The 20,544-nt window shown below is 36.9% G+C and carries 24 protein-coding genes; 23 read left to right on the top strand and 1 reads right to left on the bottom strand.

Annotated elements, in window-relative coordinates:
* Positions 1 to 29 precede the first annotated feature (29 nt).
* Together BLV55_RS00125 and BLV55_RS00120 are read left to right on the top strand one after the other, a co-directional pair.
* Positions 30 to 2,384, top strand: coding sequence for a glycoside hydrolase family 65 protein (locus BLV55_RS00125; protein ID WP_093309658.1), 2,355 nt, complete (start codon positions 30 to 32; stop codon positions 2,382 to 2,384).
* 3 nt (positions 2,385 to 2,387) lie between these two features.
* Positions 2,388 to 3,512 (top strand): ABC transporter ATP-binding protein, encoded by a 1,125-nt coding sequence (locus BLV55_RS00120; RefSeq protein WP_093309656.1) that lies wholly within the window; start codon positions 2,388 to 2,390, stop codon positions 3,510 to 3,512.
* Here BLV55_RS00120 and pgmB read toward each other — a convergent pair.
* A complete protein-coding gene (pgmB, locus tag BLV55_RS00115; RefSeq protein ID WP_093309653.1) occupies positions 3,479 to 4,150 on the bottom strand; it encodes a beta-phosphoglucomutase in 672 nt (223 codons plus the stop codon). The two genes, BLV55_RS00120 and pgmB, sit on opposite strands and share 34 nt — an antisense overlap.
* Before the next feature lie 116 nt (positions 4,151 to 4,266).
* On the opposite strand from pgmB, the gene BLV55_RS00110 reads away from it, so the two are divergent.
* The 21 genes from BLV55_RS00110 to BLV55_RS14950 all read left to right on the top strand — a co-directional run bounded on the left by BLV55_RS00110 (position 4,267) and on the right by BLV55_RS14950 (position 19,403).
* Positions 4,267 to 5,607, top strand: coding sequence for an MATE family efflux transporter (locus BLV55_RS00110; RefSeq protein ID WP_207645989.1), 1,341 nt, complete (start codon positions 4,267 to 4,269; stop codon positions 5,605 to 5,607).
* Between the two features lie 99 nt (positions 5,608 to 5,706).
* The gene (locus tag BLV55_RS00105; protein WP_093309649.1) at positions 5,707 to 6,762 is read left to right on the top strand and encodes an HD domain-containing phosphohydrolase; all 1,056 of its coding nucleotides are present in this window, start codon (positions 5,707 to 5,709) and stop codon (positions 6,760 to 6,762) included.
* Positions 6,763 to 6,786: 24 nt separating this feature from the next.
* Positions 6,787 to 7,197 (top strand): ATP-binding protein, encoded by a 411-nt coding sequence (locus BLV55_RS00100; protein WP_093309647.1) that lies wholly within the window; start codon positions 6,787 to 6,789, stop codon positions 7,195 to 7,197.
* Complete coding sequence (locus BLV55_RS00095) at positions 7,194 to 7,496, top strand: STAS domain-containing protein (RefSeq protein ID WP_093309645.1); 303 nt, start codon at positions 7,194 to 7,196, stop codon at positions 7,494 to 7,496. Before BLV55_RS00100 ends, BLV55_RS00095 begins: the two co-directional genes overlap by 4 nt.
* Before the next feature lie 33 nt (positions 7,497 to 7,529).
* On the top strand, positions 7,530 to 10,574 hold the full coding sequence (locus BLV55_RS00090; protein ID WP_093309644.1) for a hybrid sensor histidine kinase/response regulator: 3,045 nt from the start codon (positions 7,530 to 7,532) through the stop codon (positions 10,572 to 10,574).
* A gap of 1 nt (position 10,575) precedes the next feature.
* Positions 10,576 to 11,007: a chemotaxis protein CheW gene (locus BLV55_RS00085; protein WP_093309642.1), complete on the top strand. Its 432-nt coding sequence runs from the start codon at positions 10,576 to 10,578 to the stop codon at positions 11,005 to 11,007.
* A 22-nt stretch (positions 11,008 to 11,029) separates the two neighbouring features.
* Positions 11,030 to 12,139, top strand: coding sequence for a chemotaxis-specific protein-glutamate methyltransferase CheB (gene cheB, locus BLV55_RS00080; protein WP_093309640.1), 1,110 nt, complete (start codon positions 11,030 to 11,032; stop codon positions 12,137 to 12,139).
* An 11-nt stretch (positions 12,140 to 12,150) separates the two neighbouring features.
* Complete coding sequence (locus tag BLV55_RS00075) at positions 12,151 to 12,996, top strand: CheR family methyltransferase (RefSeq protein ID WP_176968176.1); 846 nt, start codon at positions 12,151 to 12,153, stop codon at positions 12,994 to 12,996.
* Positions 12,997 to 13,003: 7 nt separating this feature from the next.
* On the top strand, positions 13,004 to 13,387 hold the full coding sequence (locus BLV55_RS00070) for a response regulator (RefSeq protein WP_093309635.1): 384 nt from the start codon (positions 13,004 to 13,006) through the stop codon (positions 13,385 to 13,387).
* Positions 13,380 to 13,871, top strand: a complete 492-nt coding sequence (locus tag BLV55_RS00065; RefSeq protein ID WP_093309633.1) for a chemotaxis protein CheX — start codon at positions 13,380 to 13,382, stop codon at positions 13,869 to 13,871. Before BLV55_RS00070 ends, BLV55_RS00065 begins: the two co-directional genes overlap by 8 nt.
* A gap of 47 nt (positions 13,872 to 13,918) precedes the next feature.
* Complete coding sequence (locus BLV55_RS00060; RefSeq protein WP_093309630.1) at positions 13,919 to 14,275, top strand: response regulator; 357 nt, start codon at positions 13,919 to 13,921, stop codon at positions 14,273 to 14,275.
* Between the two features lie 26 nt (positions 14,276 to 14,301).
* Entirely contained in the window at positions 14,302 to 14,781 is a 480-nt protein-coding gene (locus tag BLV55_RS00055; protein ID WP_093309628.1) for a chemotaxis protein CheX, read from the top strand.
* Complete coding sequence (locus BLV55_RS00050) at positions 14,781 to 15,248, top strand: chemotaxis protein CheX (protein ID WP_093309625.1); 468 nt, start codon at positions 14,781 to 14,783, stop codon at positions 15,246 to 15,248. Before BLV55_RS00055 ends, BLV55_RS00050 begins: the two co-directional genes overlap by 1 nt.
* 13 nt (positions 15,249 to 15,261) lie before the next feature.
* Entirely contained in the window at positions 15,262 to 16,407 is a 1,146-nt protein-coding gene (locus tag BLV55_RS00045; RefSeq protein WP_176968175.1) for a PP2C family protein-serine/threonine phosphatase, read from the top strand.
* Between the two features lie 136 nt (positions 16,408 to 16,543).
* Entirely contained in the window at positions 16,544 to 17,065 is a 522-nt protein-coding gene (locus BLV55_RS00040) for a PspC domain-containing protein (RefSeq protein WP_093309621.1), read from the top strand.
* A 4-nt stretch (positions 17,066 to 17,069) separates the two neighbouring features.
* The gene (locus BLV55_RS00035; RefSeq protein WP_093309618.1) at positions 17,070 to 17,333 is read left to right on the top strand and encodes a LiaI-LiaF-like domain-containing protein; all 264 of its coding nucleotides are present in this window, start codon (positions 17,070 to 17,072) and stop codon (positions 17,331 to 17,333) included.
* Positions 17,334 to 17,812: 479 nt separating this feature from the next.
* Positions 17,813 to 18,169, top strand: coding sequence for a YcbK family protein (locus BLV55_RS00030; RefSeq protein ID WP_093310502.1), 357 nt, complete (start codon positions 17,813 to 17,815; stop codon positions 18,167 to 18,169).
* Between the two features lie 11 nt (positions 18,170 to 18,180).
* Positions 18,181 to 18,594 carry a hypothetical protein gene (locus BLV55_RS00025; protein WP_093309616.1) on the top strand — a complete coding sequence of 138 codons (414 nt, stop codon included), beginning with the start codon at positions 18,181 to 18,183 and terminating at the stop codon, positions 18,592 to 18,594.
* A gap of 25 nt (positions 18,595 to 18,619) precedes the next feature.
* Entirely contained in the window at positions 18,620 to 18,841 is a 222-nt protein-coding gene (locus BLV55_RS00020) for a DUF1659 domain-containing protein (protein ID WP_093309614.1), read from the top strand.
* A gap of 55 nt (positions 18,842 to 18,896) precedes the next feature.
* A complete protein-coding gene (locus BLV55_RS00015) occupies positions 18,897 to 19,124 on the top strand; it encodes a DUF2922 domain-containing protein (RefSeq protein WP_093309613.1) in 228 nt (75 codons plus the stop codon).
* Positions 19,125 to 19,241: 117 nt separating this feature from the next.
* The gene (locus tag BLV55_RS14950; RefSeq protein WP_408645559.1) at positions 19,242 to 19,403 is read left to right on the top strand and encodes a YvrJ family protein; all 162 of its coding nucleotides are present in this window, start codon (positions 19,242 to 19,244) and stop codon (positions 19,401 to 19,403) included.
* Positions 19,404 to 20,544: the final 1,141 nt, after the last annotated feature.

Below are 20,544 nucleotides of genomic sequence, written 5' to 3'. Positions count from 1 at the left end.
AAGAAACTATTAACGGAGGCATTGGATTTATGAAAACTTCGAGTAATGAAATTTGGGATCGCGAAGAAATACACCCTTGGAAATTAATAGAAAAGAAATACCCTAAAGAATTTAATGCATTAAAAGAAACTTTGTTTTCACAAGCTAATGGTTACTTGGGATTTCGAGGAACTTTTGAAGAGGGTTATAGAAGTTCAGAATCATTTTCTATGGAAGGGACGTATCTCAATGGATTTTATGAAAGAACGCCCATTCATTATGATGAAAATGCCTTTGGCTATGCTACACACTCGGAAACGATGCTAAATGTACCAGATGGAAAAAAGGTAAGCATAGATTTAGATGGAGAAGCTTTCAATTTTGAATCGGGTCAAATAATGGCTTACGGACGGGAGCTAGACTTCCGTACTGGCCTTTTGATTCGCATGGTAACTTGGAAATCACCCAAGGGAAAAACATTACAAATGAAGTGGGAGAGGTTAGTTTCCTTTTGGTGCCCTAACAAAGCGATGTTGAAAATAAGCTTAACTCCATTAGATTTTGATGGTGAAATAACCATTAGATCAAAGTTGGACGGATATGTAAAAAATCAGGAATCGGGAGCAGATCCACGTTTTGGTGCCAATATAAAGGAAGAATCACTTGCAACTCTTGATTCCTATTATGATCAAGAAGATGCAATGTTTTTACAGAAAACCATTTATTCTGACTTGATTCTATTATGCGCAATGAAAAATAGATTACAAACTTGCTGTCATTATGAAGCAACGCAAAGTGCTACTGATAGAAGCATAGACTTTACGTATAAAATTCAGGCAAGAAGGTTTATGGATATTGAGTTGGAAAAAGAATTATTTTACGCTCATGGACCCTCGCAAAAAAAAGATGAAGTGGTCCAATTGTGGAAAAGTCAGCAGTTAAGTCAAGAGAGTAGTCAATGGGAACTTTTGAAGAAAGAGCAGGAAGAGTGGCTGCAAATATTTTGGAAGAAAAATGATGTGATAATAGATGGAAATGAAAAACAACAGCAGGGAGTTCGGTTTAACTTATTTCATTTGCTTCAGTCTACAGGTTGTGATGGGAAAACGAATGTTTCAGCAAAAGGATTAACAGGAGAAGGTTATCAAGGGCATTACTTTTGGGATACAGAAATATACATTATGCCTTTCTTTTTATATACTTCTCCAGCTAAGGCTAGAAAGTTGTTAGAATATCGTTATTATATTTTACCGAAAGCGCGCGAGAGAGCAAGGACTTTATACAGAAAAAAAGGAGCTCTTTATCCTTGGCGAACCATCGCTGGAGAAGAATGTTCATCTTATTATCCGGCGGGTACGGCACAATACCACCTCAATGCAGATATAGCCTATTCTATTAAGAAGTATTGGGAAGCTACGGGTGATGAGGATTTTATGCATCATTATGGTGCAGAAATTCTTATGGAAACAGCTCGAATATGGATGTATATTGGTCATTTTTCTCCTGTGAAAAACGGGAAGTTTGTTATTAATACGGTTACCGGGCCTGATGAATATACGGCAATGGTTCATAATAACTATTTTACTAATCTTATGGCAAGTGAGCATCTAAACTTTGCGTATTGCTATAATCAAAGATTAAAGAAAAAAGCACCTGGCGTATATAAGAAACTAGCAGAAAAAATTGAATTGGACGAAAAAGAAGAGTATAAGTGGAAAAAGGCTAGCGAAAATATGTTTTTTCCATCAAAGAATGAAGAAGGAATAGTCCCTCAAGATGAACATTTTTTGGAAAAGGAAAAATGGAACTTTCACACTACTCCTGCGGAGCATTATCCATTACTACTTCACTATCATCCACTTGAAATATATCGGCATCAAGTATGCAAGCAAGCTGACTTAGTATTGGCAATGTTTTTGGTGCATAAGCACTTTACAATTGAAGAAAAAACTACGAATACTCACTATTATGATTCCATAACCACTCATGATTCATCTTTATCCACAAGTATTTTTAGTATTCTCTATGCTGAAATAGGAGAAATGAATAAAGCGGAAACATTATTCTTAAATAATATTCGCATGGATCTCGACAATCTTCATGATAATACGCATCAAGGTATTCACGCTGCAGCTATGGGCGGGGCATGGATGTGTATTGTAAATGGTTTTGCTGGAATGAGAACTTGGGAAAATAAAATCAGTTTTTTTCCCAGAATACCAGAATCATGGAATGCTTTTGAGTTTCAACTAGCATTCCTGAATAATAGAATTAAAGTAAGGGTATCGAAAAAAGAAACAAAGTATGAATTGTTAGAAGGGGAAGGTATTGATATTCTTCATGAAGGCATACCTTTTACATTGACGGCAAAAAAAACGATTAAAACGATGAAAAGAGGTGGGTAAAAAATGGCAGGACTAAAACTTGAAAATGTGAATAAAATATACCCTAATGGCTTTCATGCCGTACATGATATGAATTTGGAGATAACTGACAATGAGTTTGTTGTTTTTGTTGGTCCGTCAGGTTGTGGAAAATCAACAGCTTTACGAATGATTGCTGGATTGGAAGAAATAAGTAGTGGTGAATTATATATTGGAGATCGTTTGGTGAATAATGTGTCTCCGAAAGACAGAGATATTGCCATGGTTTTTCAAAACTATGCTTTGTATCCTCATATGACTAACTATGAGAATATGGCTTTTGGTCTTAAGCTTAGGAATGTACCAAAGGATGAAATTGATAAGAGTGTGCAATATGCGGCTGAAATTCTGGGTTTGGAAAACTTGCTGGATAGAAAACCAAGAGAGTTATCGGGTGGACAACGACAGCGCATTGCGCTTGGAAGAGCAATCGTTAGAGATCCTCAGGTTTTTTTGATGGATGAACCCTTATCCAATTTGGACGCAAAACTTCGAGTGCAGACCAGGGCAGAAATTAGTAAGCTTCACCAAAAGTTAAAAACTACTTTCATTTATGTGACTCATGATCAAACAGAAGCTATGACAATGGGTACGAGGATTGTTGTATTAAAGGATGGGTATGTAATGCAAGTTGATACGCCTACTAATTTGTATGACAATCCTAAAAATATGTTTGTTGCTGGTTTTATTGGATCGCCACAAATGAATTTTATTGAAGGTGAGTTTGTTGAAGAAAGTGGAGATTTGTATTTTCAATACCATGGTGGTAAAGTGATGCTGCAAAATGAAAAAGCAGCGGTTATTAGATCGCTAAAGCAATCGGAAAAGAAAGTTATTCTTGGTATAAGGCCGGAACATTTAGAGGTAGTTGTGAAAGCATCGAAAGAAAACGATGATACTGAGAATGATAGCAATCAGGCTTTAGTGGAAGTGACTGAAATGCTAGGGTCAGAAACATATCTTTTCTTAAACATTAAACAGAACCAATCTATAGTAGCAAGGGTAGAGCCATCTGTAAAAGTTGCAGTGAACGATACAGTTATCATTAATCCTAGAAAAGATAAAATGCACTTTTTTCATCCAGAAACAGAAGAGTCATTATTGAAATAAGCTTCTGCTTCATTGAGCTTGAAATTATTAAAGCCAGAGATAACCAAATCTGCAGTAGTTAACACAGTAGATTTGCCTACTCCTATTACTAACATGCCAGCACTCTTAGCAGCTTGAATACCTGATAATGCGTCTTCAAAAACAAGGCAACTGTTTGGTGAGCATTGAATACCGTCAGAAGCTAATAGAAATATTTCTGGATCAGGTTTTGACTCTTGAACCATATTCCCATCGGCAATGTAATCAAAATAGTTTTCAAGGTTAAGATGATATAGAATAGTCTTGGCGTTTTTACTAGAAGAAGCCAAGGCTATTTTGTATTTTCTTTCTTTTGCTTTAATTAAAAAATTGAGTACTCCGGGCAATAAATCATTTTGAGAAAGATTGCTTAAGCACTGTTGATAATATCTATTTTTGCGATTTGCCCATAACGTTTTTTCTTCTTGATTTGCCTGGATACTTCCAAAGTTTAATAATAATTCGAGTGCTTGCATACGACTGACACCTTTTAAGGCTTCATTTTGATTCTCATCAAAATCAAAGTTAAGCTCTTCGGCAAGTTTTTTCCAAGCAAAATAGTGATATTTGGCTGTATCAACAATAACACCATCTAAGTCAAAAATAAGACCTTTAATCAATTTTTTCATCCTTTCGTAAGAAGGTATGCATACAAAAACTCTATAAAGCTATGCTATACTACTAGATAGTTAGATTAACACTATTATAGCATGATATCTTAATGGAGGAAGCAAAAATGATAAAAAAAACAAAACCACTAACTATGCAAATTATGATTCTTGCAGGACCGGCAATTTTAGAAATGTTAATGCATACTTTAGTATGGACAGCTGATACAGCGATGGTTGGCAGATTGACAGCAGCAGATATTGCAGCTGTCAATCTGGGAGCGCACATGATGTTTGCAACAGCAATGATATTTGGAGCACTTGGGACAGGAGCAACAGCGATGGTTGCTAGACACATAGGTGCTGGTGAAGAAAAAGAAGCATCACGATTAGCGTCACAAGCGATTAGTATTGGCATCCTGATTAGTATTTTTGTTGGCTCTATTGGCATGCTAAGCGCAGATTGGATTTTTCAATTTTTAGTGGAAGATCCGCAGGTGGTAGCAATTGGATCTATGTACCTTCGAATTGTTTTAATAGGAGTGTTTTTTTTGATTCCTCAAATGATTGGTAATGCAATTATTAGAGGGAGTGGAAATACTTTTGTACCTTTTCTTTCAGCTGTTTTTGCTAATGTATTTAATATTGCGGCAGATTATATTTTGATTTTTGGTAAGTTTGGATTTCCAGCCATGGGTTCTCGTGGAGCTGCTATAGCAACAGGGACAGCGCAAATACTGGGAGCAATGGTGACATTCTATTTTCTTTTTAGCCAAAAGGGAAAGATTAAGCTAAAACTAAAAGAAATGCATTTGTTTGAAATAGAAAAACTAAAAAAATTAATTCGTCTTAGCTTACCTGCCGGGATGGAGGTTTTTATGAACGAAGGTAGTCGCTTAGTTTCATCGTTTTGGATTGCTCAGTTAGGAACTATAGCGTATGCGGCACATTCTCTTTCGGTTGCGGCTGAATCTGTCTCTTTTATGCCAGGTTACGGATTTGCTGTTGCAGCTGCAACAATGGTAGGACAACACATGGGCGCGGGAAACCTGGATATGGCATTGAAAAGTACAAGGAGATCTATTTTACTAGCGGCTATCTTTATGGGATGTGTAGGGGTTTTATTTTTTGTATTTCCATTTCAAATAATGCGATTATTTAGTAATCAAGCAGATGCTGTAGAAGTGGCAGCGGCATGCTTGAGGATTGGTGCCTTTGAACAGATACCAATTGCAATAGCGATGGTTACTTCAGGTGCATTAAAAGGTGCTGGAGACACCAAAGGTCCTTTTGCTGTTTCGCTTATTACAAATTTATGCATACGCTTACCATTGATCTTTTTAGCCGTATTTGTTTTTCGACTTCCAGTTACTTATATTTGGTGGATTTCTGTGACACAATATGTGGTAGAGGCAACTTTGATGACCATTAGATTCCAAAAGGGTCATTGGAAAACAATAAAACTTTGATAAAAAACATGCCCATTTGTTAAATAACTTTCTGTTTGGGTAAAAATACTCACAAGTCTGATCGAGGATCAATCGAATTTGCTAAAGCAGGTGAATGCTATGTTAAGTGATGAGGTAATAAAAAACGCAAAAATTTTGATTGTGGACGATTTGAAAACAAATATATATATTGTAGAGAAAATGCTGAGATCGGGTGGATATAAGAACTACAAATCTATTGTGGATTCTAGAAATGCGATTGCGACTTATATTGAAATGCAGCCAGACATTGTTTTACTGGATTTAATGATGCCCTATATGGACGGTTTTGATATAATGCGAGAGCTACAGAAAATTGAAGCAGATGGCTTTTTGCCTGTATTAGTATTGACGGCTAACGATGACATGGCTAATCAGAACAAGGCACTTGAAATGGGTGCTAGAGACTTTCTTGGGAAACCCTTTGAAAAAACGGAAACACTGAACAGAATTCGCAATATTTTAGAAACACGAATTTTGTATAACCAGGTATATGAAAAGAAGAATAATTTAGAAAATCAAGTTTTGCAAAGAACGAAAGAATTAAAAGAGTCACAGCTAGAAATAGCCATTCGACTTGCAAAAGCAGGCGAATTTCGAGATAACGAAACTGGGAATCACGATTTGAGAGTAGGACTTTACGCGGAATGCATAGGCAATGCGATCGGTATGAATACTATAGAAAAAGAAAAGCTAAGATATACTGTTCCGCTACATGATATCGGGAAAATAGGAATACCTGATAGAATTTTACTAAAACCTGGAAAATTAACGGAAGATGAATGGAAGTTAATGAAAGAACATACGGTGATAGGTGGGCAAATTCTTGTTGGTGGAAAATCGGATTTTATAAAAACGGCTGAAGAAGTGGCTTTGAATCATCATGAAAAATGGGATGGTAGTGGGTATCCAAAGGGGTTAATAAAAGAGGAGATTCCACTTGTTGGAAGAATTGCTGCCATATGTGATGTGTTTGATGCGCTTACTTCGGACAGACCTTACAAAAAAGCGTGGTCAATTTCAGAAACTATTAAGGAAATTAAAAACCAGAGTGGAAAACATTTTGACCCGACGTTAGTAGAAGCTTTTTTAAGAGAGTTGGACAAAATAGTAAAAATACAAAAGATATACAGATAACTTGTACTATAAAGGTGGTGCGGCATGAAAGAATTTCGAGTAGAATTCTATTCTGACTTTTGTGAAGTGGATAAGCACTCTATTCTTGTGACGGATTTTGTGGTTGACCATAATGGTAACTTATCATCAGAAGAGCGTTTTAATATCAATTTTGCTCTACGTGAGTTAATGAATAATGCTGTAGAGCATGGAAATCTTAGTGATCCCCAAAAAAAAATTATTTGTACAGCCACCAGTGAAGAAGAATGCATAACCTTAATAGTTCAAGATGAGGGAGATGGATTTGATCTTTTTCAAAAAAATTTTGATGATACAAAAAGAGATGATTTAGAAAATAGAAGAAGAGGAATTTGGTTACTTGAGAAACTTGGATTTGATGTGGTTGTTGAAAAAAATAAAGTAATTGCACAGTATAAGCGGGAGGGTAAAAAATGAAATTTATAAAAGAAACAGAAAAAATAATCATCAAGTTTGAAGAGAATATTACGGCAAAAACCGTAAAAGATTTAAAAGAAGAGATACAAATTAAATTAGGGCAAGAAGCAGAATATAAGGAGGCTGTTGCAGATTTATCAGAGGTAGAATACATTGACTCGACTGGTATTACTTTAATTATAGGAATCTACAAATCGCTTGAATCATCCAATAAATTATTTTCTGTAATAGGAACAAGCGAAGAAATAAAAAATTTATTTGAAATAATCCGCTTAGATAAGATATTTTCGGTTAAATAGAGGTTCATTTACTAAAATAGCGAGGTGATACAATTGATTCATAATGAAGAGTTTATAAATGAATTCGTCGAAGAAGCTGAGACACACTTGCAAATGGTAGAAAATGGACTTCTAGCAATGGATGAAGGAAGCAGAGATAAGGAGAACATTAACAACGTTTTCAGGTCAATACATAGTATCAAAGGAACAGCTGGTTTTTTTGGACTAGAAAAAATAGTTGAACTTGCCCACATTATGGAAAACATCTTGGGAGAACTTAGAAATGATAAAATTACGCCAACTGCGGAGATGGTAGATCTACTTTTAAATGGAAATGACTCCTTGAAAGAAATGGTAGATGATGTATTTAACAGTGGCCAATACGATGTGGATGATCTGATAAGTAGTATGACAAACATTCTAAAAGGAACAAATGTTTCTGATGTTTCTTTAAAAGATGAAATAATAACGAGTGCGAAAACCCAAGAACCGGTAACGAAGGTTAGCAAAGCTCAACTAGAGCAAGTAGAACAAGCAAAGAAACATGGTCATTATCTTTATAAAGTTAAGATTGGGATAAATCGTGATATAGGGGCAAAAGAGATTAGTCCAGTCCTTTTCTTTAAAAAAATTCAATCTGTTGGAGAGATTATTGATTCCTATACAGATATAAGCGATATAGAGAGTATTGATTCTGTAATGGACTCAGATGTTTATTTTTCCTTTGTGTTCACCACAGTACTAGAAAAAAACTTGCTGCCTATAGCACTTGATATTGAAAGTGACTCGATAGAAGAATTGGATTTTGGAGAAGCGTTAAATAAGGAGATTAAAAGCAATGAAAAGCTGGAAAATTCTAAGCCCGTAAACATTTCAGAAATGACTGGTGATAAAGAAGATGTTTTTGTAATTAATACAGAGGATGCTATCGTCGATGATCATGAAACTGATGTGTTTTTAGATAATAATGAGACTAATGAAGTATCAGAGTTAGCGTTAAAAAAATCTTCTGCAGCAACCGTTGTGGAAGATAGTGTGAGGGTTCATGTTTCTTTGCTAAATGACCTTCTTAACCTTGCTAGTGAAATGGTTTTGGGGAGAAATCAGCTATTAAGAAATATTGAAGAATATCGTAAAAGTATTGTGGGACTTGACGCCATTCTCCAGAATATTGATAGGGTTACTACTGAGTTGCAAGAAAAAATTATGCAAACAAGAATGCAACCGGTGGGAAATGTGTTTAATAAAATGCCACGAGTTATTAGAGACCTATCAAAAAAGTTAGGGAAAGAAGTAGATCTGAATATTGAAGGATCCCATGTTGAACTCGATAAGTCTATCATTGAATCTTTAAGTGATCCACTAACGCATTTAATACGAAATGCTGTTGATCATGGATTAGAAACGCCTGATCAACGAAAAAAAGCTAACAAATCGACGGTAGGTCAGGTAGATCTAAAAGCTTATCACGAAAGTGGATATGTACATATTGATATCATTGACGATGGAGCGGGGATTGATTCTGAAAAAATTAAGAAAAAAGCAATCGACAAAGGCCTTATCAATGAGGCAGACCTTAAAAATATGAATGAACAAGAAGTTCTTCAAATGCTTATGATGCCTGGTTTTTCAACAGCTGAACAAATAACTGATGTATCTGGCCGTGGAGTTGGAATGGATGTAGTGAAGACTAATATTGAAAAACTTGGCGGAACCATTGAAATTAAAACCATGCTAGGAGAAGGTACTACTTTTAGAATGATATTACCATTGACACTGGCGATTATTCCTTCTCTTATAGTAGAGGTCAGTCAGTTTAAGTTTGCCTTACCACAAGTGAATTTGCAGGAAATGGTTCGGCTTAAGAAAGGTGATCAAAGCAAAAAAATTGAATATGTTCATAATGCTCAAGTGCTTCGATTAAGAGGAAAGCTATTGCCAATTGTAGATCTGGGTCAGGTGCTAGGCCTTGTAAACCTTAAAGAAAAAGAAATAAATGAAGGATTTGATGGTATTACAAGAATTCTTGTGCTTAAAGTTGGGTCAAAGAGATTTGGCCTTGTTGTTGATTCTATTTATGATGAGGAAGAAATATTAGTAAAGCCGTTGCCGAAATATTTCAAAAATTGCCAATGTTATTCAGGAGTTACCATTATGGGAGATGGAAAAACAGCAATGATTTTAGATCCGGAAGGAATAGTGAATAAAGCAAGCTTGAGATTTATGGATGAACAGGTTAAAGCAAGCGAGGCTGAGGCAGATGATCAGTTAAATGAGCTTAAAGAACTTCAAAATATGCTGATATTCAAATGCTCAGGAGATGAGACCTTTGGAATTGATTTATCCCTGGTATCTCGTGTAGAAGAAATCACCCAAAATAATATTGATCAGATAGGAAACAAAGAATATATTCAATATCGTGGAGATGCATTAAGAGTTATCAGGCCAGAAAACTATCTTCCGGTATCAAAAAAAGACCATTCACCAGAAAAGTTATATGTTATTATACCGAAGCTAGTAAAAAATCCTATCGGAATTATTATTGAAAAAATTCATGATACGATGATGACTAGTATACACCTTAATCAAGAAGATATAAAAGGAAGAGGTTTGTTAGGATCAACAATATTAAATAATAAAATAGTACTGCTAGTTAATATTTATGAACTGTTCGAAATGGTATCACCTGAAGAATATGAAAACGAAAGTTTGAAAAACAGATCTGGGGAAAAAACAATCTTACTTGCAGAAGACACTCCTTTTTTTGCGAGGCTTACAAAGAATTACTTAGAATGGGCCGGGTATAAAGTTCTTCTTACGGAAAATGGAGAACAAGCCCTTGAAGTTCTCAAAGAGAAGCCGGTAGATCTTGTATTAAGTGATATTCAGATGCCAGTTATGGATGGCCTTGACCTGGTAAGATCGATCCGTAAAAACGCCAAGTTAGCAAAATTACCGGTTATTGCATTGACTTCTATGACGAGTGATAAAGACAAACAGTTAGGGATGCAGGCGGGGTTTGATTATTATGAGTTCAAATTAGATAAAGCTTCTATTTTATACACGTTGAAAAATGCCTTAAGTAAAGAGGTGAAGTAAAATGAATGGAAAAGCATTAACTTTTTTTATCAATGAGAAAATGTTTGGTTTAGATATAAAGCTAGTTAAGGAAATAAGCCGCAAAGTTGAATTTAGTGAAGTGCCGGACTCTGATCCAAATATTGTAGGGTTAATGAATCTTCGAGGACAGGTAGTTACGCTATTTCGGTTAAGCAACATATTAGAGCTGGAATCGAGTAGTCAAAACGATGAATCTGCATGCATCATATTAAAAGCCCTACCGAATCAGCCTCATCAAATTGGATTTCTAATAGATCGAACTGGTGATGTGGTTGATATACAAGATGGTTGGTGTGAAAAAACACCTGCGAATGTAGAGGAAGTAAAGAGTGAATATATAAAAGAAGTGGTTAAACTTGATAATAAACTGTTGTTAATGTTAGATACAGACGTTGTGTTTGACACACAATAAAACATGGAATTTAGGTGATTAAATGACGAAACTAAAAGCATTAGTAGTTGATGACACTATTATTTACAGAAAAATATTAACACAAGCTATTGAAGATACAGGTTTGTGTGTAGTGGATAAAACGGCGCCTAATGGCATGATTGCTTTGGAATGGCTTCAACAAAAACCATTTGATGTTGTGCTTTTAGATGTTTTTATGCCTGTAATGGATGGGATTGAGGCATTAAAGCAGATAAAGAAAGAGTTTCCTGCGATGGCTGTGATTATGATCAGTAGTGATGGGGAGGATAGTGTTCAAAATACGGTTAAGGCTCTTGAACTTGGTGCTATGGAATTTATAATGAAACCGTCTGGTGGCGATCAAACAAAGAACATTCAATCAATAACGAGAACATTAAAAATATTGTTTGCACAGATCCACATGCATAAATATGAAAAAGGAAACATTGATAAAAGAAAAACCTCTATCATGGATGCTGATAAAAAAACGAATCATAATATCAAAAAAGCAGAAAGAAAGCAGGCGTATATACCATATAGCTTAAATAAGCGAATAAAGCCAGATATTATTCTTATTGCTTCTTCAACGGGTGGACCAGTGGCACTGGAAAGTATCTTTAAAAAAATTGAGGAACCAATCAACAAACCTGTTTTGATAGTGCAACATATGCCAAAACACTTCACTAAAGTGCTTGCAAACTCTCTAAAGTCTAAAAGTGGTCTTAATATCTCTGAAGTGGAAGATAAGCAAGAAATAAGTTCGAAAGAAGTGATTATAGCGGCTGGAGGGTCGCATATGATTGTGGTTTCTGAGAAGGGCAAAAAAACTCTAAGGTTGTTAGAGACACCTATGGTTAATGGTGTAAGGCCTTCTGCTGATGTTCTATTCAAATCGGTTGCTAAAGAATTTAATGGGTATAAAATCTTAGTGGTTATTCTTACTGGGATGGGTAATGATGGCATGCGAGGAGTACAAGAGTTGAAAAAACGATGTGAGGTATATTGTATTTCACAAAGCGAAGAAAGCAGTGTTGTATATGGTATGCCTCGGAGCATAGAAGAAGCCGGTTTATCGGATGAAGTGTTACATCTCAACGATATTCCGGAACGCATCGTGAATATGCTGAAATGAGAGGTGATAAGATGACTGCTTCTTTATCAAGTCGGGAATTTTCTTTGTTTCAAAAATATATTGAAGATCAATGCGGAATTTCTATAGGAGATGAAAAAGCATATTTAATTGAAAGCAGGTTAACCAAATTGTTGATTGAATCAAAGCTGAATTCCTTCGAAGAATTATATAAAATGTTATATGATAGAAAAGATCCTAAGCTCTCGGAGAAGGTTATTGATGCAATAACAACAAACGAAACATTATGGTTTAGAGATAAAACGCCATGGATAATCCTTGAAAAAGAACTAATGGCAGAATATATCTCGATGATCCGAAATACGGGGAAGAGGATTAAAATATGGAGTGCGGCTGCATCTTCAGGGCAAGAAGCTTACTCAACGGTAATATCAATTGATCAATATCTAAAAAAACATAGAGTAAAAGATGTCGGATTAAAAGATTTTGAAATAGTAGGTACGGACATTTCTGCTCCTGTTCTTGAAATAGCTAAAATGGGAAGGTATGACCCAATATCTATTATGCGTGGACTTGATCCAAAGCTTAAAGAAGAATATTTTATTAATGAAGGTCGTGTATGGACTGTAAAAGATGAAATAAAAAAGCATGTAAAGTTTCGCAAGTTTAATCTTCAAAATTCTTTTCATTCTCTTGGAAAATTTGATATGATATTTTGTCGATATGTCATGATATACTTTTCGCAGGATTTCAAAAAAGAAATGACTAAAAAACTTGCAAACGCACTTCAAAAGAAAGGTGTTTTGTTCATAGGTAATTCTGAAATATTTCCGGCCTATAAAGAATATTTCGAAGCAAAACACGTTGATAAAGGTATATACTATCAAGTCAAGGAGTGAAAAGCAAATGAAAATACTATCTGTAGATGATTCGGCAATTGTTAGAAAAATCATTAGAGGGGCGGTGGAAGTATTAAATTACGACCTGTTGGAAGCCTCTGATGGCGTAGAAGGAAAAAAAGTGCTGGAAAATCACTATGAAGAAATAGGGTTACTACTTCTAGACTGGAATATGCCTGGTATGAATGGGATGGAGTTGCTTGAATTTATAAAAGAAGATGAAAAATATAAACATATTCCAGTTATGATGGTTACCACGGAAAGCGAGAAAGAAAATATTGTTAGAGCGATTAAAGCAGGAGCGGACCATTATGTTGTCAAACCGTTTACAATGGAAGAGCTTATAAAAAAAGTACTGGAATGTTTGGGACAGGGGGATAGCGATGAATGAACATGAACAAGCTTATCATCGGGCATTTTCAATTTCTGTTTCAGAAGTAATGAGCACTATGACAGGTTTTGAAATGGAAGAAGATGCTTCATTTAGTGAATCACGAGGAGATTCATGTGATGCTTCAAATAAAGAGCCTTGTGAAATAAGCGGAGCTATGGTATTGTTTGGTGGTAAGAACGGTATGGCCACTGCCACAATGACTAGAACGACAGCATCGGTTCTGGTTTCGTATATGACAGGCATCCCGTATTATGAATTGTCAGACGAAGATTTGTTTGATGGAGTAGCAGAAATGATGAATTTAATAGCTGGTAGAGCAAAAGCGCTGTTACGTGATACGGAGTTTTACTTTGAAATATCTCCACCATTTACCATTGTGGGTAAAAATCACTATATCGTACATAAAAAACAGGCGAGTTTAATACAAAAACGTTTTACTTCCAATGATATTTCTTTTATATTAAAAGTATTTAATACATGAAAACATGAAACGATACAAAAATACCTTATATTTAGGAGGCGATAATGATGAAAAATGTATTGATCGTGGATGATTCACCTATTATTCACAACTTGTTAAGGAAAGTTCTGGAAAGAAACAATTATTCAGTTTGTGGAGACGCTAAAAATGGTAAAGAAGGAGTAGATATGTATAAAGAGCTTAACCCAGATATTGTCTTTATGGATATTACAATGCCTGTCATGGAAGGACTGGATGCGGTAAAGATTATAAAGGAATTTGATCCGGATGCAAAAATCATTATGCTAAGTGCTATGGGCGACGATGAAATCAAAGAAGAAGCAAAACAACTAGGAGTAGATGTTTTTTTGAAAAAACCTTTCGATGATTATAAAATCGTTAGTGCGATCTCAAAGATAATTTAAGAATAAACAGGGCGGGAGGAAATAATATGGATAACCGGTTACTAGATCCTTTTTTGAAAAGTACTAAAGACATGCTTTTGCAAATGGCTTCTGTATCACTAAAGGAACATGATGATTTTAAGGAGCAAGCAACAGACATCAAATCTTATGGAGTGACTACATTAGTAACTTTTGTTGGAAAGGTAAAAGGGAGACTATTAATAGATATGGAAGTTAATGTTGCGTCAAAAATTGTTAAAGAAGTTCTGGGGGAAACATTGCAGGATCCTAAAGATAGTACTTACATGGGGATGGTTTCGGAATTAAATAACATCATTGGTGGCGATGCAATAACTTATCTTAACAATGAGATGGCTTTGGGTCTCAGACTTGCTTCACCTGCTGTTTTTACAGGAAAAGATGTTATTATTTCAATACCTAAAATTCAGTCATCTACGGTAGAATGTATGACAGAACAAGGAAAATTAAGGATTAATGTAGCTTTCGAAAGGGGTGGAGAAGCCTGATGGATGCTAAATATATAACACCATTTTTAGAGTCGGTAAAAACAATTATGGGACAATTTGGTTTTGAAAAAATTGAACGTGGAACAATTGTAAAAAAAGAGAATATGAATGTTGATATGGATACTATAGCGATAGTTGGTTTGGTAGGAGGCGTAAAAGGTAATGTTAGCTATGCGTTTTCTGAAGAAACAGCTAAATCGATTGCATCCAAAATGATGATGGGTATGACTGTGAATGATTTAGATGAAATGGCTAGAAGTGCTATGTCAGAATTTGCTAATATGATTACAGGAACGGCAATTGCAACCCTTTCACAAATTGAAGAAATAAGTGAAGTGACGCCAACACCACCGTCTATTATTTATGGTAAAGAGATATACATGATTATTACGCCAATGGAGACACTTGCTATTGACTTAGAGACTGATGTTGGTAAAATTGAAGTCAATATTGGGTTGGAGATGTAAGGAGACTATTGATATGTACAGAATTTTAATTGTAGACGATATGTTAGTGAACCGAAAACTAATGAAAAAAGTTCTGAAGGATAGCATTGACAATGTTTGTTTTTTGGATGCAGAGGATGGTTTTCAAGCGACAGAAGTATTGGAAAAAGATGATATTGATTTAGTTATACTAGACTTAATGATGCCGGGGAAAGATGGCTATGAGGTGCTGGAAGAAATGAAAGAACATCCTAGTCATGTTGATATTCCGGTTATTGTTAATTCAGCGGTTACTGATATGGAGAGTATAAAGCGTACTCTTGAAATGGGAGCTATGGACTACTTCACTAAACCAATTACACCTGAACAGATGAAGGTGATAATACCACTGAAAGCAAGTAATGCGCTTAAATTTTATGAACAGAAGAAAGATCTTAAAGAAATGAATAAACGAATGAAAAATGAACTTAAAATAGCGAGCTTACTTCAAGGTGCTTTGTTTAGAAATAGAGAAAATCAAAATAAGGTTAAACTGTACCAAAAATACCTAGCATGTGATGAACTTGGTGGAGATTTGTTTGACTATGTTGAAAATGAAAACCATAGTTGGTTTATGATCGCTGATATTACTGGTCATGGCGTCGCGGCCTCGATGGTTGCTTCCATGCTTAAGGTAGTGTTTAATCATGCTATACTTAACAATGAAAAGCCCAAAGAGGTGCTAGAAGAAATCAACTTAACATTTTATAATTTGATGGAAGAGAATACCAATCTTTGTTTTTCTGTCTTTGTTGGGAAATTAGAAGGTGATACGGTTACATACTCTAATGCAGGACATCCATATCCTTTGCTAATTAAAAAAAGAAAAGAAGAGTGGGAGTTTTTAGCGGCTAATGGATATTTGATAGGCTTGTTTCGTGATACAAAATACGATAATCATGCGATAACACTTTTGCCTGGAGAAGGTATTTTGAATTATACAGATGGTCTCTTTGAAGATCCTAAAAATCCAGAGGAAAGCAAGAGTCATACTAGTGTCTTAAAGCATGCTGAGTTACTTGATGGAATTGCATTGAAAAAACCAGACAACTTTTTAGAACAGCTAATGACTTCGTTTAGAAAAACGAATAAAAGTCAGCTTGATGATGATATAGCAATCATGTATTTGATTAGAAAATAAACAAGCTAAGCAAAAACGAAATCCTAGAGGATTCAGTCGCTATATATCGGCTGAATTTTTTATTGTCATCTAAAACAAAATAAGAAGAATGACGTAGTACTATAATGAGACGTGTATATTAAAGGAGAAGATCATTATGGAAAAGCGATTTTATCGTTCGAGGAAAGATAAAAAACTGGCTGGGGTATGCGGTGGTGTAGCAGAATATTTTGAAGTGGATCCGACGTTAATTCGTTTGATATGGGTAGTTTTTACCTTTGCTGGAGGTGCGGGAGTATTAGCTTATATCATTGCTGCTATTATTATGCCGGAAAAACCCTTAGATATTTCTGATACACCTAGTAATAGAGCAACATATGAAGATGACAGCTTTGTTGAAGTTGTAGAAGAAGAGGATATTGAGGAAGTGGGTGAAACAAAAAAACAGGACGATCAGCGAGCTGACTATGAAAAATCCAATAATGACGAATTGAAAGAAAAGCAAACAGAATACAGAAGTGATAGCAATAATGTGGCTATAGGTCTCATACTGGTTGTGTTAGGGTCTTTGTTTTTTTCTAGAAACTTTTTGCGAATTCACTGGATTGACTTCAGCTATATTTGGCCGTTGGCACTCATCCTTATTGGAGTATATATTATTGTAAACCAAAGGAAGTGATTATATGAAAAATAGGGATTATACGTCTGGAGTTATTCTTATTGGAGCTGGTATACTATTTCTTTTAAGGAATTTTGGTATCATCAGCTTTCGATACCTATTTCAATTCTGGCCTGTCATATTGATCATTACAGGCATTAACTTGATTATTGAAAAACAACCTTATGTTGCAGTATTAACTTGGATTTTGTTTTTTATCATTGTAATAACGTTAAGCATTATGATAGAACTGGAAATATATATCCCTATGATTCCTTTTCCATACTGATTTTTGAGGAGAACTTGCGAAAACAAAAAAGACAAGGCCATTATGAAGAATAAGCCTTTTCTTTTTTTGATTGACAAATTGATTGACAAAAAAGAACAGTCCCAGAGGCAAAAACCTCTGGGACTGTTGGTAATTATGGAGCTGTTGAGCGGATTCGAACCGCCGAACCTCTTCCTTACCAAAGACATACAGCCATTATGAACGATTATGAACGATTAAGAAAAACTCCCTCCGGCCCTGAAAAACAAGCATTTTTTGCAAATTGGTTTAGGAAGCGTTAGGAAATAAATGATCTAATTTGAGAAATTAGATTAGAGAATTAGATTAGAGAAAATGAAAAAAACTCCCGTGGCTATTGAAGAAGCTGCGGGAGTTTTCTGTTTTGTGCGACTTGCCTGCTAATGGTGTATATAGTATATTTATATCATAGAAACTGATAAAAACACAATATGTAGTGGTTGGAGGGAGCGGTGGTAGTTATGAATAATATCAGAGTATCAAGGAATTTTTTGCTTCGAGAATTTGAGTGCAAGGACGGAAGTCACCAGGTAGCGGTCAAGGCGGAGTTGATCGAGAAACTACAGCGTCTCCGTGATCTTATCGGCCAGCCAATGATCGTTACCAGTGGTTATCGGAATCAGAGCCACAACGCAGCCGTGGGAGGTGCGGCGCAAAGCCGCCATCTAACAGGTGAGGCGGCTGATGTTAGAGTCGCAGGGATGCACCCGGATGAAGTTGCTCAGCTGGCGGCCCAAGTAGGTTTTAATGGCATTGGTATTTATAATAGATTTACCCATGTAGATATTAGACCGAATCCAGCACGCTGGAACGGTTAGGAGGTGAGACAATGCCCGTAACAAATGTAATTGCAAAAGTGAAAAAGATCAACCTAGACAACAAAGTTATAGGAATTGACTGGAAACAAGCTATCACTATAACGCTTGGTGATATCGAACTAACAGATGCTAATTTAATTGCTCTCAGGAAGTTTAGGCCTAACGAGGAAGTGTTGGTCAATCTCAAAACTATGCAGCTTGCCTTTAGTGAAATAGAAGAAGATCAGCGAATCAGAATGTTGGAAGAAAACACAGATGCAACTCCCACTGAAGAACCCGCAGAGCCAGAAGAAGAAGCGGCTATATGTATAGACGAAGAGACATCAGACTTCCCGGAAGATGATTCGATTAAAGTTGACATTCTTCCGGCTGATCACAAAGACGATGTGGATCCTAGGGACGTAGTGCAGAGTTTCGTATTTTAATATTAGTGAAGGGAGGTGAAAACACATGGACGCAGAAAGAGCGGTAGTAGTAGGTCAGTTACAACTACGATTTATCGATTCGATTGTCGATGGCGCTGAACGGTATATGACCAGAACATTTAGTGGAATCAAAGCCGAAGCCGAAGACAGTGCGGTTCTTGCAGTGGCATATCATTTAATGCAGTTGCAGACCAAAAATATCAAAACGATAACCCGAATCGAAAGAGCAGAAATCATTGAAGGTTAGTGAGCAATCGAACTAAAGGTGATGGAATTAAAAACAGATAGGAGGTGAAAGAGTAATGAACCAAAGACTTGAAATGAACTTCTTGAATGCCGAAGGGAGCACTGTAAGAATCAGTTTGCCGAATCCTAAAGAAGATCTCACGGCAACGACAGTTGCAGCGAGTATGCAAGGAATTATCGACAGTGGCGCTTTTGCGCCAGGCAATGTAGCGTTAACCGCCCCTGCGTCGGCTAGAGTGGTAACTACAGAAGTTGAAGATCTTGATGTCGAAAACGCTGGTTAGTTTTTTAATTTATTAACACATTATCCATCTATTATAAATTGTAACCAAATAAGTAGAGTGACCGAAAGGGCAAGCGTTTAGCGCTTGCCCTTTTTTCAACCCTTCATACGAAAGGAGGTGTCGAAAATAGAAGATCTTTTCACCGCTGCTGCTAACGTGGGATTTCCGATGGTGCTATCTATATACTTGCTCGTTAGGTTGGAAGGCAAAATAGAAAACCTTTCCGACAGCGTACATGAATTAGCCACCACAATCGCCCAGTTTGGCCGCCGTGACTGAACCCATCCCCGGCAGCGGCAAAGTCGCACAGCTCACCTGTACCCTGAGGGTAAACGCCCCTGCCTCCGCTCCCGGCTGCTCGGGATGGCGAGGAAGTTTTAACGCAGCGAAGCGGCCAAGAGCGCCGCTACCCTGCGTAGATCGAAAGAGTAGATCTGTTGCTGTTAAGCTCAACAGGCAGCGCCTTGGAATCGCCGTGGGTGTGGCAGGAGAGAAGCACGGCGTACAACCGGAGTTTTGCCTAGTGCACTTGAGATGGAAAGTGGCCAAGGCCGTTGACCTTATTGCGGACCATATGTCCGAAGGTTTGTATAGGGACAAATCAGGGACAAGGTGCGTCAAGTTGCATCCAGACTTTATCCAAAGTTTCAATGAAATTTAATAGAGATCCATCAATTTCAGTGCTTCCCTTCGGGAGAAGAAAACCTTGTGGCACATCCTTACAGCCGATCCCGTCATGGTCGCTTGGCTCCCTGATTCATCTGGCCGGAAGATCAAAAACAAGGAAGCCATCCTTCCCGCATGGCTTCTATTTAAGTCGCTCGCTTACCCACAGGATATAAGTTGGCATCTACCTGATCCGAGTCAGGCTCAAGGTCAGGTCCTTTCCTTCCGGATCATGCAGCTGCCACAGGATATAGGCTGCCTTCGCTCGCTCTGCTGGCCAATGAAGCTATGTGGTCCAAAGCTGGCCGTGGGAAGATCACCCACCACCAGCCCAACGCATACAATAAGTAGCAAGGCTAACCAGGCAGCCGTGCAAGTTACGCAAGCTCCACAAGCACCGCTGCTTTCTCATCGTTACTTAACAACTAAGGCCAATCGTGGGAAATGCATCCACCATTGGCCAATACCATTCGGCTAATAGAAACTTTTTTATATCCGGCCGTCCGGAAGATCACCGGACCGCCGAAAGTCAAAACCCTACCCGCCGCAACTAACGCTACGCTTTCCTTAAATGCCATCTTTGGTGCATAGTTGCAAGCAACTACCAGAAACCTTGCCCCAAAGGAACATTTAAGAAATAGTGTCGGCTAGGCCTATCTCTCGGGTCCAAAATCAAGAGCAAGTCAAGAGCAGGTCTGGCCTTCGCTGCACTTCAGCCGGAAGATCACCGGCTTCTCGTGGCTCCGGCCAGCCC

Origin of the sequence: Tindallia californiensis, from assembly GCF_900107405.1 — a bacterium.
In the GTDB taxonomy this organism is placed as follows: domain Bacteria; phylum Bacillota; class Clostridia; order Peptostreptococcales; family Tindalliaceae; genus Tindallia; species Tindallia californiensis.
Note: the sequence above shows the minus strand (reverse complement) of the source record. Positions and strands in the feature narration are given on the sequence as shown.

Bases quoted from the DNA above. Each gene is read 5' to 3' on its own strand.
- BLV55_RS00040 (WP_093309621.1), top strand. From the start codon at position 16,544: ATGGAAAAGCGATTTTATCGTTCGAGGAAAGATAAAAAACTGGCTGGG.
- BLV55_RS00045 (WP_176968175.1), top strand. From the start codon at position 15,262: ATGTACAGAATTTTAATTGTAGACGATATGTTAGTGAACCGAAAACTA.
- cheB (WP_093309640.1), top strand. From the start codon at position 11,030: ATGACGAAACTAAAAGCATTAGTAGTTGATGACACTATTATTTACAGA.
- BLV55_RS00100 (WP_093309647.1), top strand. From the start codon at position 6,787: ATGAAAGAATTTCGAGTAGAATTCTATTCTGACTTTTGTGAAGTGGAT.
- BLV55_RS00065 (WP_093309633.1), top strand. From the start codon at position 13,380: ATGAATGAACATGAACAAGCTTATCATCGGGCATTTTCAATTTCTGTT.
- BLV55_RS00110 (WP_207645989.1), top strand. From the start codon at position 4,267: ATGATAAAAAAAACAAAACCACTAACTATGCAAATTATGATTCTTGCA.
- BLV55_RS00105 (WP_093309649.1), top strand. From the start codon at position 5,707: ATGTTAAGTGATGAGGTAATAAAAAACGCAAAAATTTTGATTGTGGAC.
- BLV55_RS00015 (WP_093309613.1), top strand. From the start codon at position 18,897: ATGAACCAAAGACTTGAAATGAACTTCTTGAATGCCGAAGGGAGCACT.
- BLV55_RS00070 (WP_093309635.1), top strand. From the start codon at position 13,004: ATGAAAATACTATCTGTAGATGATTCGGCAATTGTTAGAAAAATCATT.
- BLV55_RS00075 (WP_176968176.1), top strand. From the start codon at position 12,151: ATGACTGCTTCTTTATCAAGTCGGGAATTTTCTTTGTTTCAAAAATAT.
- BLV55_RS00085 (WP_093309642.1), top strand. From the start codon at position 10,576: ATGAATGGAAAAGCATTAACTTTTTTTATCAATGAGAAAATGTTTGGT.
- BLV55_RS00020 (WP_093309614.1), top strand. From the start codon at position 18,620: ATGGACGCAGAAAGAGCGGTAGTAGTAGGTCAGTTACAACTACGATTT.
- BLV55_RS00060 (WP_093309630.1), top strand. From the start codon at position 13,919: ATGAAAAATGTATTGATCGTGGATGATTCACCTATTATTCACAACTTG.
- BLV55_RS00125 (WP_093309658.1), top strand. From the start codon at position 30: ATGAAAACTTCGAGTAATGAAATTTGGGATCGCGAAGAAATACACCCT.
- BLV55_RS00055 (WP_093309628.1), top strand. From the start codon at position 14,302: ATGGATAACCGGTTACTAGATCCTTTTTTGAAAAGTACTAAAGACATG.
- BLV55_RS00035 (WP_093309618.1), top strand. From the start codon at position 17,070: ATGAAAAATAGGGATTATACGTCTGGAGTTATTCTTATTGGAGCTGGT.
- BLV55_RS00120 (WP_093309656.1), top strand. From the start codon at position 2,388: ATGGCAGGACTAAAACTTGAAAATGTGAATAAAATATACCCTAATGGC.
- BLV55_RS00030 (WP_093310502.1), top strand. From the start codon at position 17,813: ATGAATAATATCAGAGTATCAAGGAATTTTTTGCTTCGAGAATTTGAG.
- BLV55_RS00095 (WP_093309645.1), top strand. From the start codon at position 7,194: ATGAAATTTATAAAAGAAACAGAAAAAATAATCATCAAGTTTGAAGAG.
- BLV55_RS00050 (WP_093309625.1), top strand. From the start codon at position 14,781: ATGGATGCTAAATATATAACACCATTTTTAGAGTCGGTAAAAACAATT.
- BLV55_RS00025 (WP_093309616.1), top strand. From the start codon at position 18,181: ATGCCCGTAACAAATGTAATTGCAAAAGTGAAAAAGATCAACCTAGAC.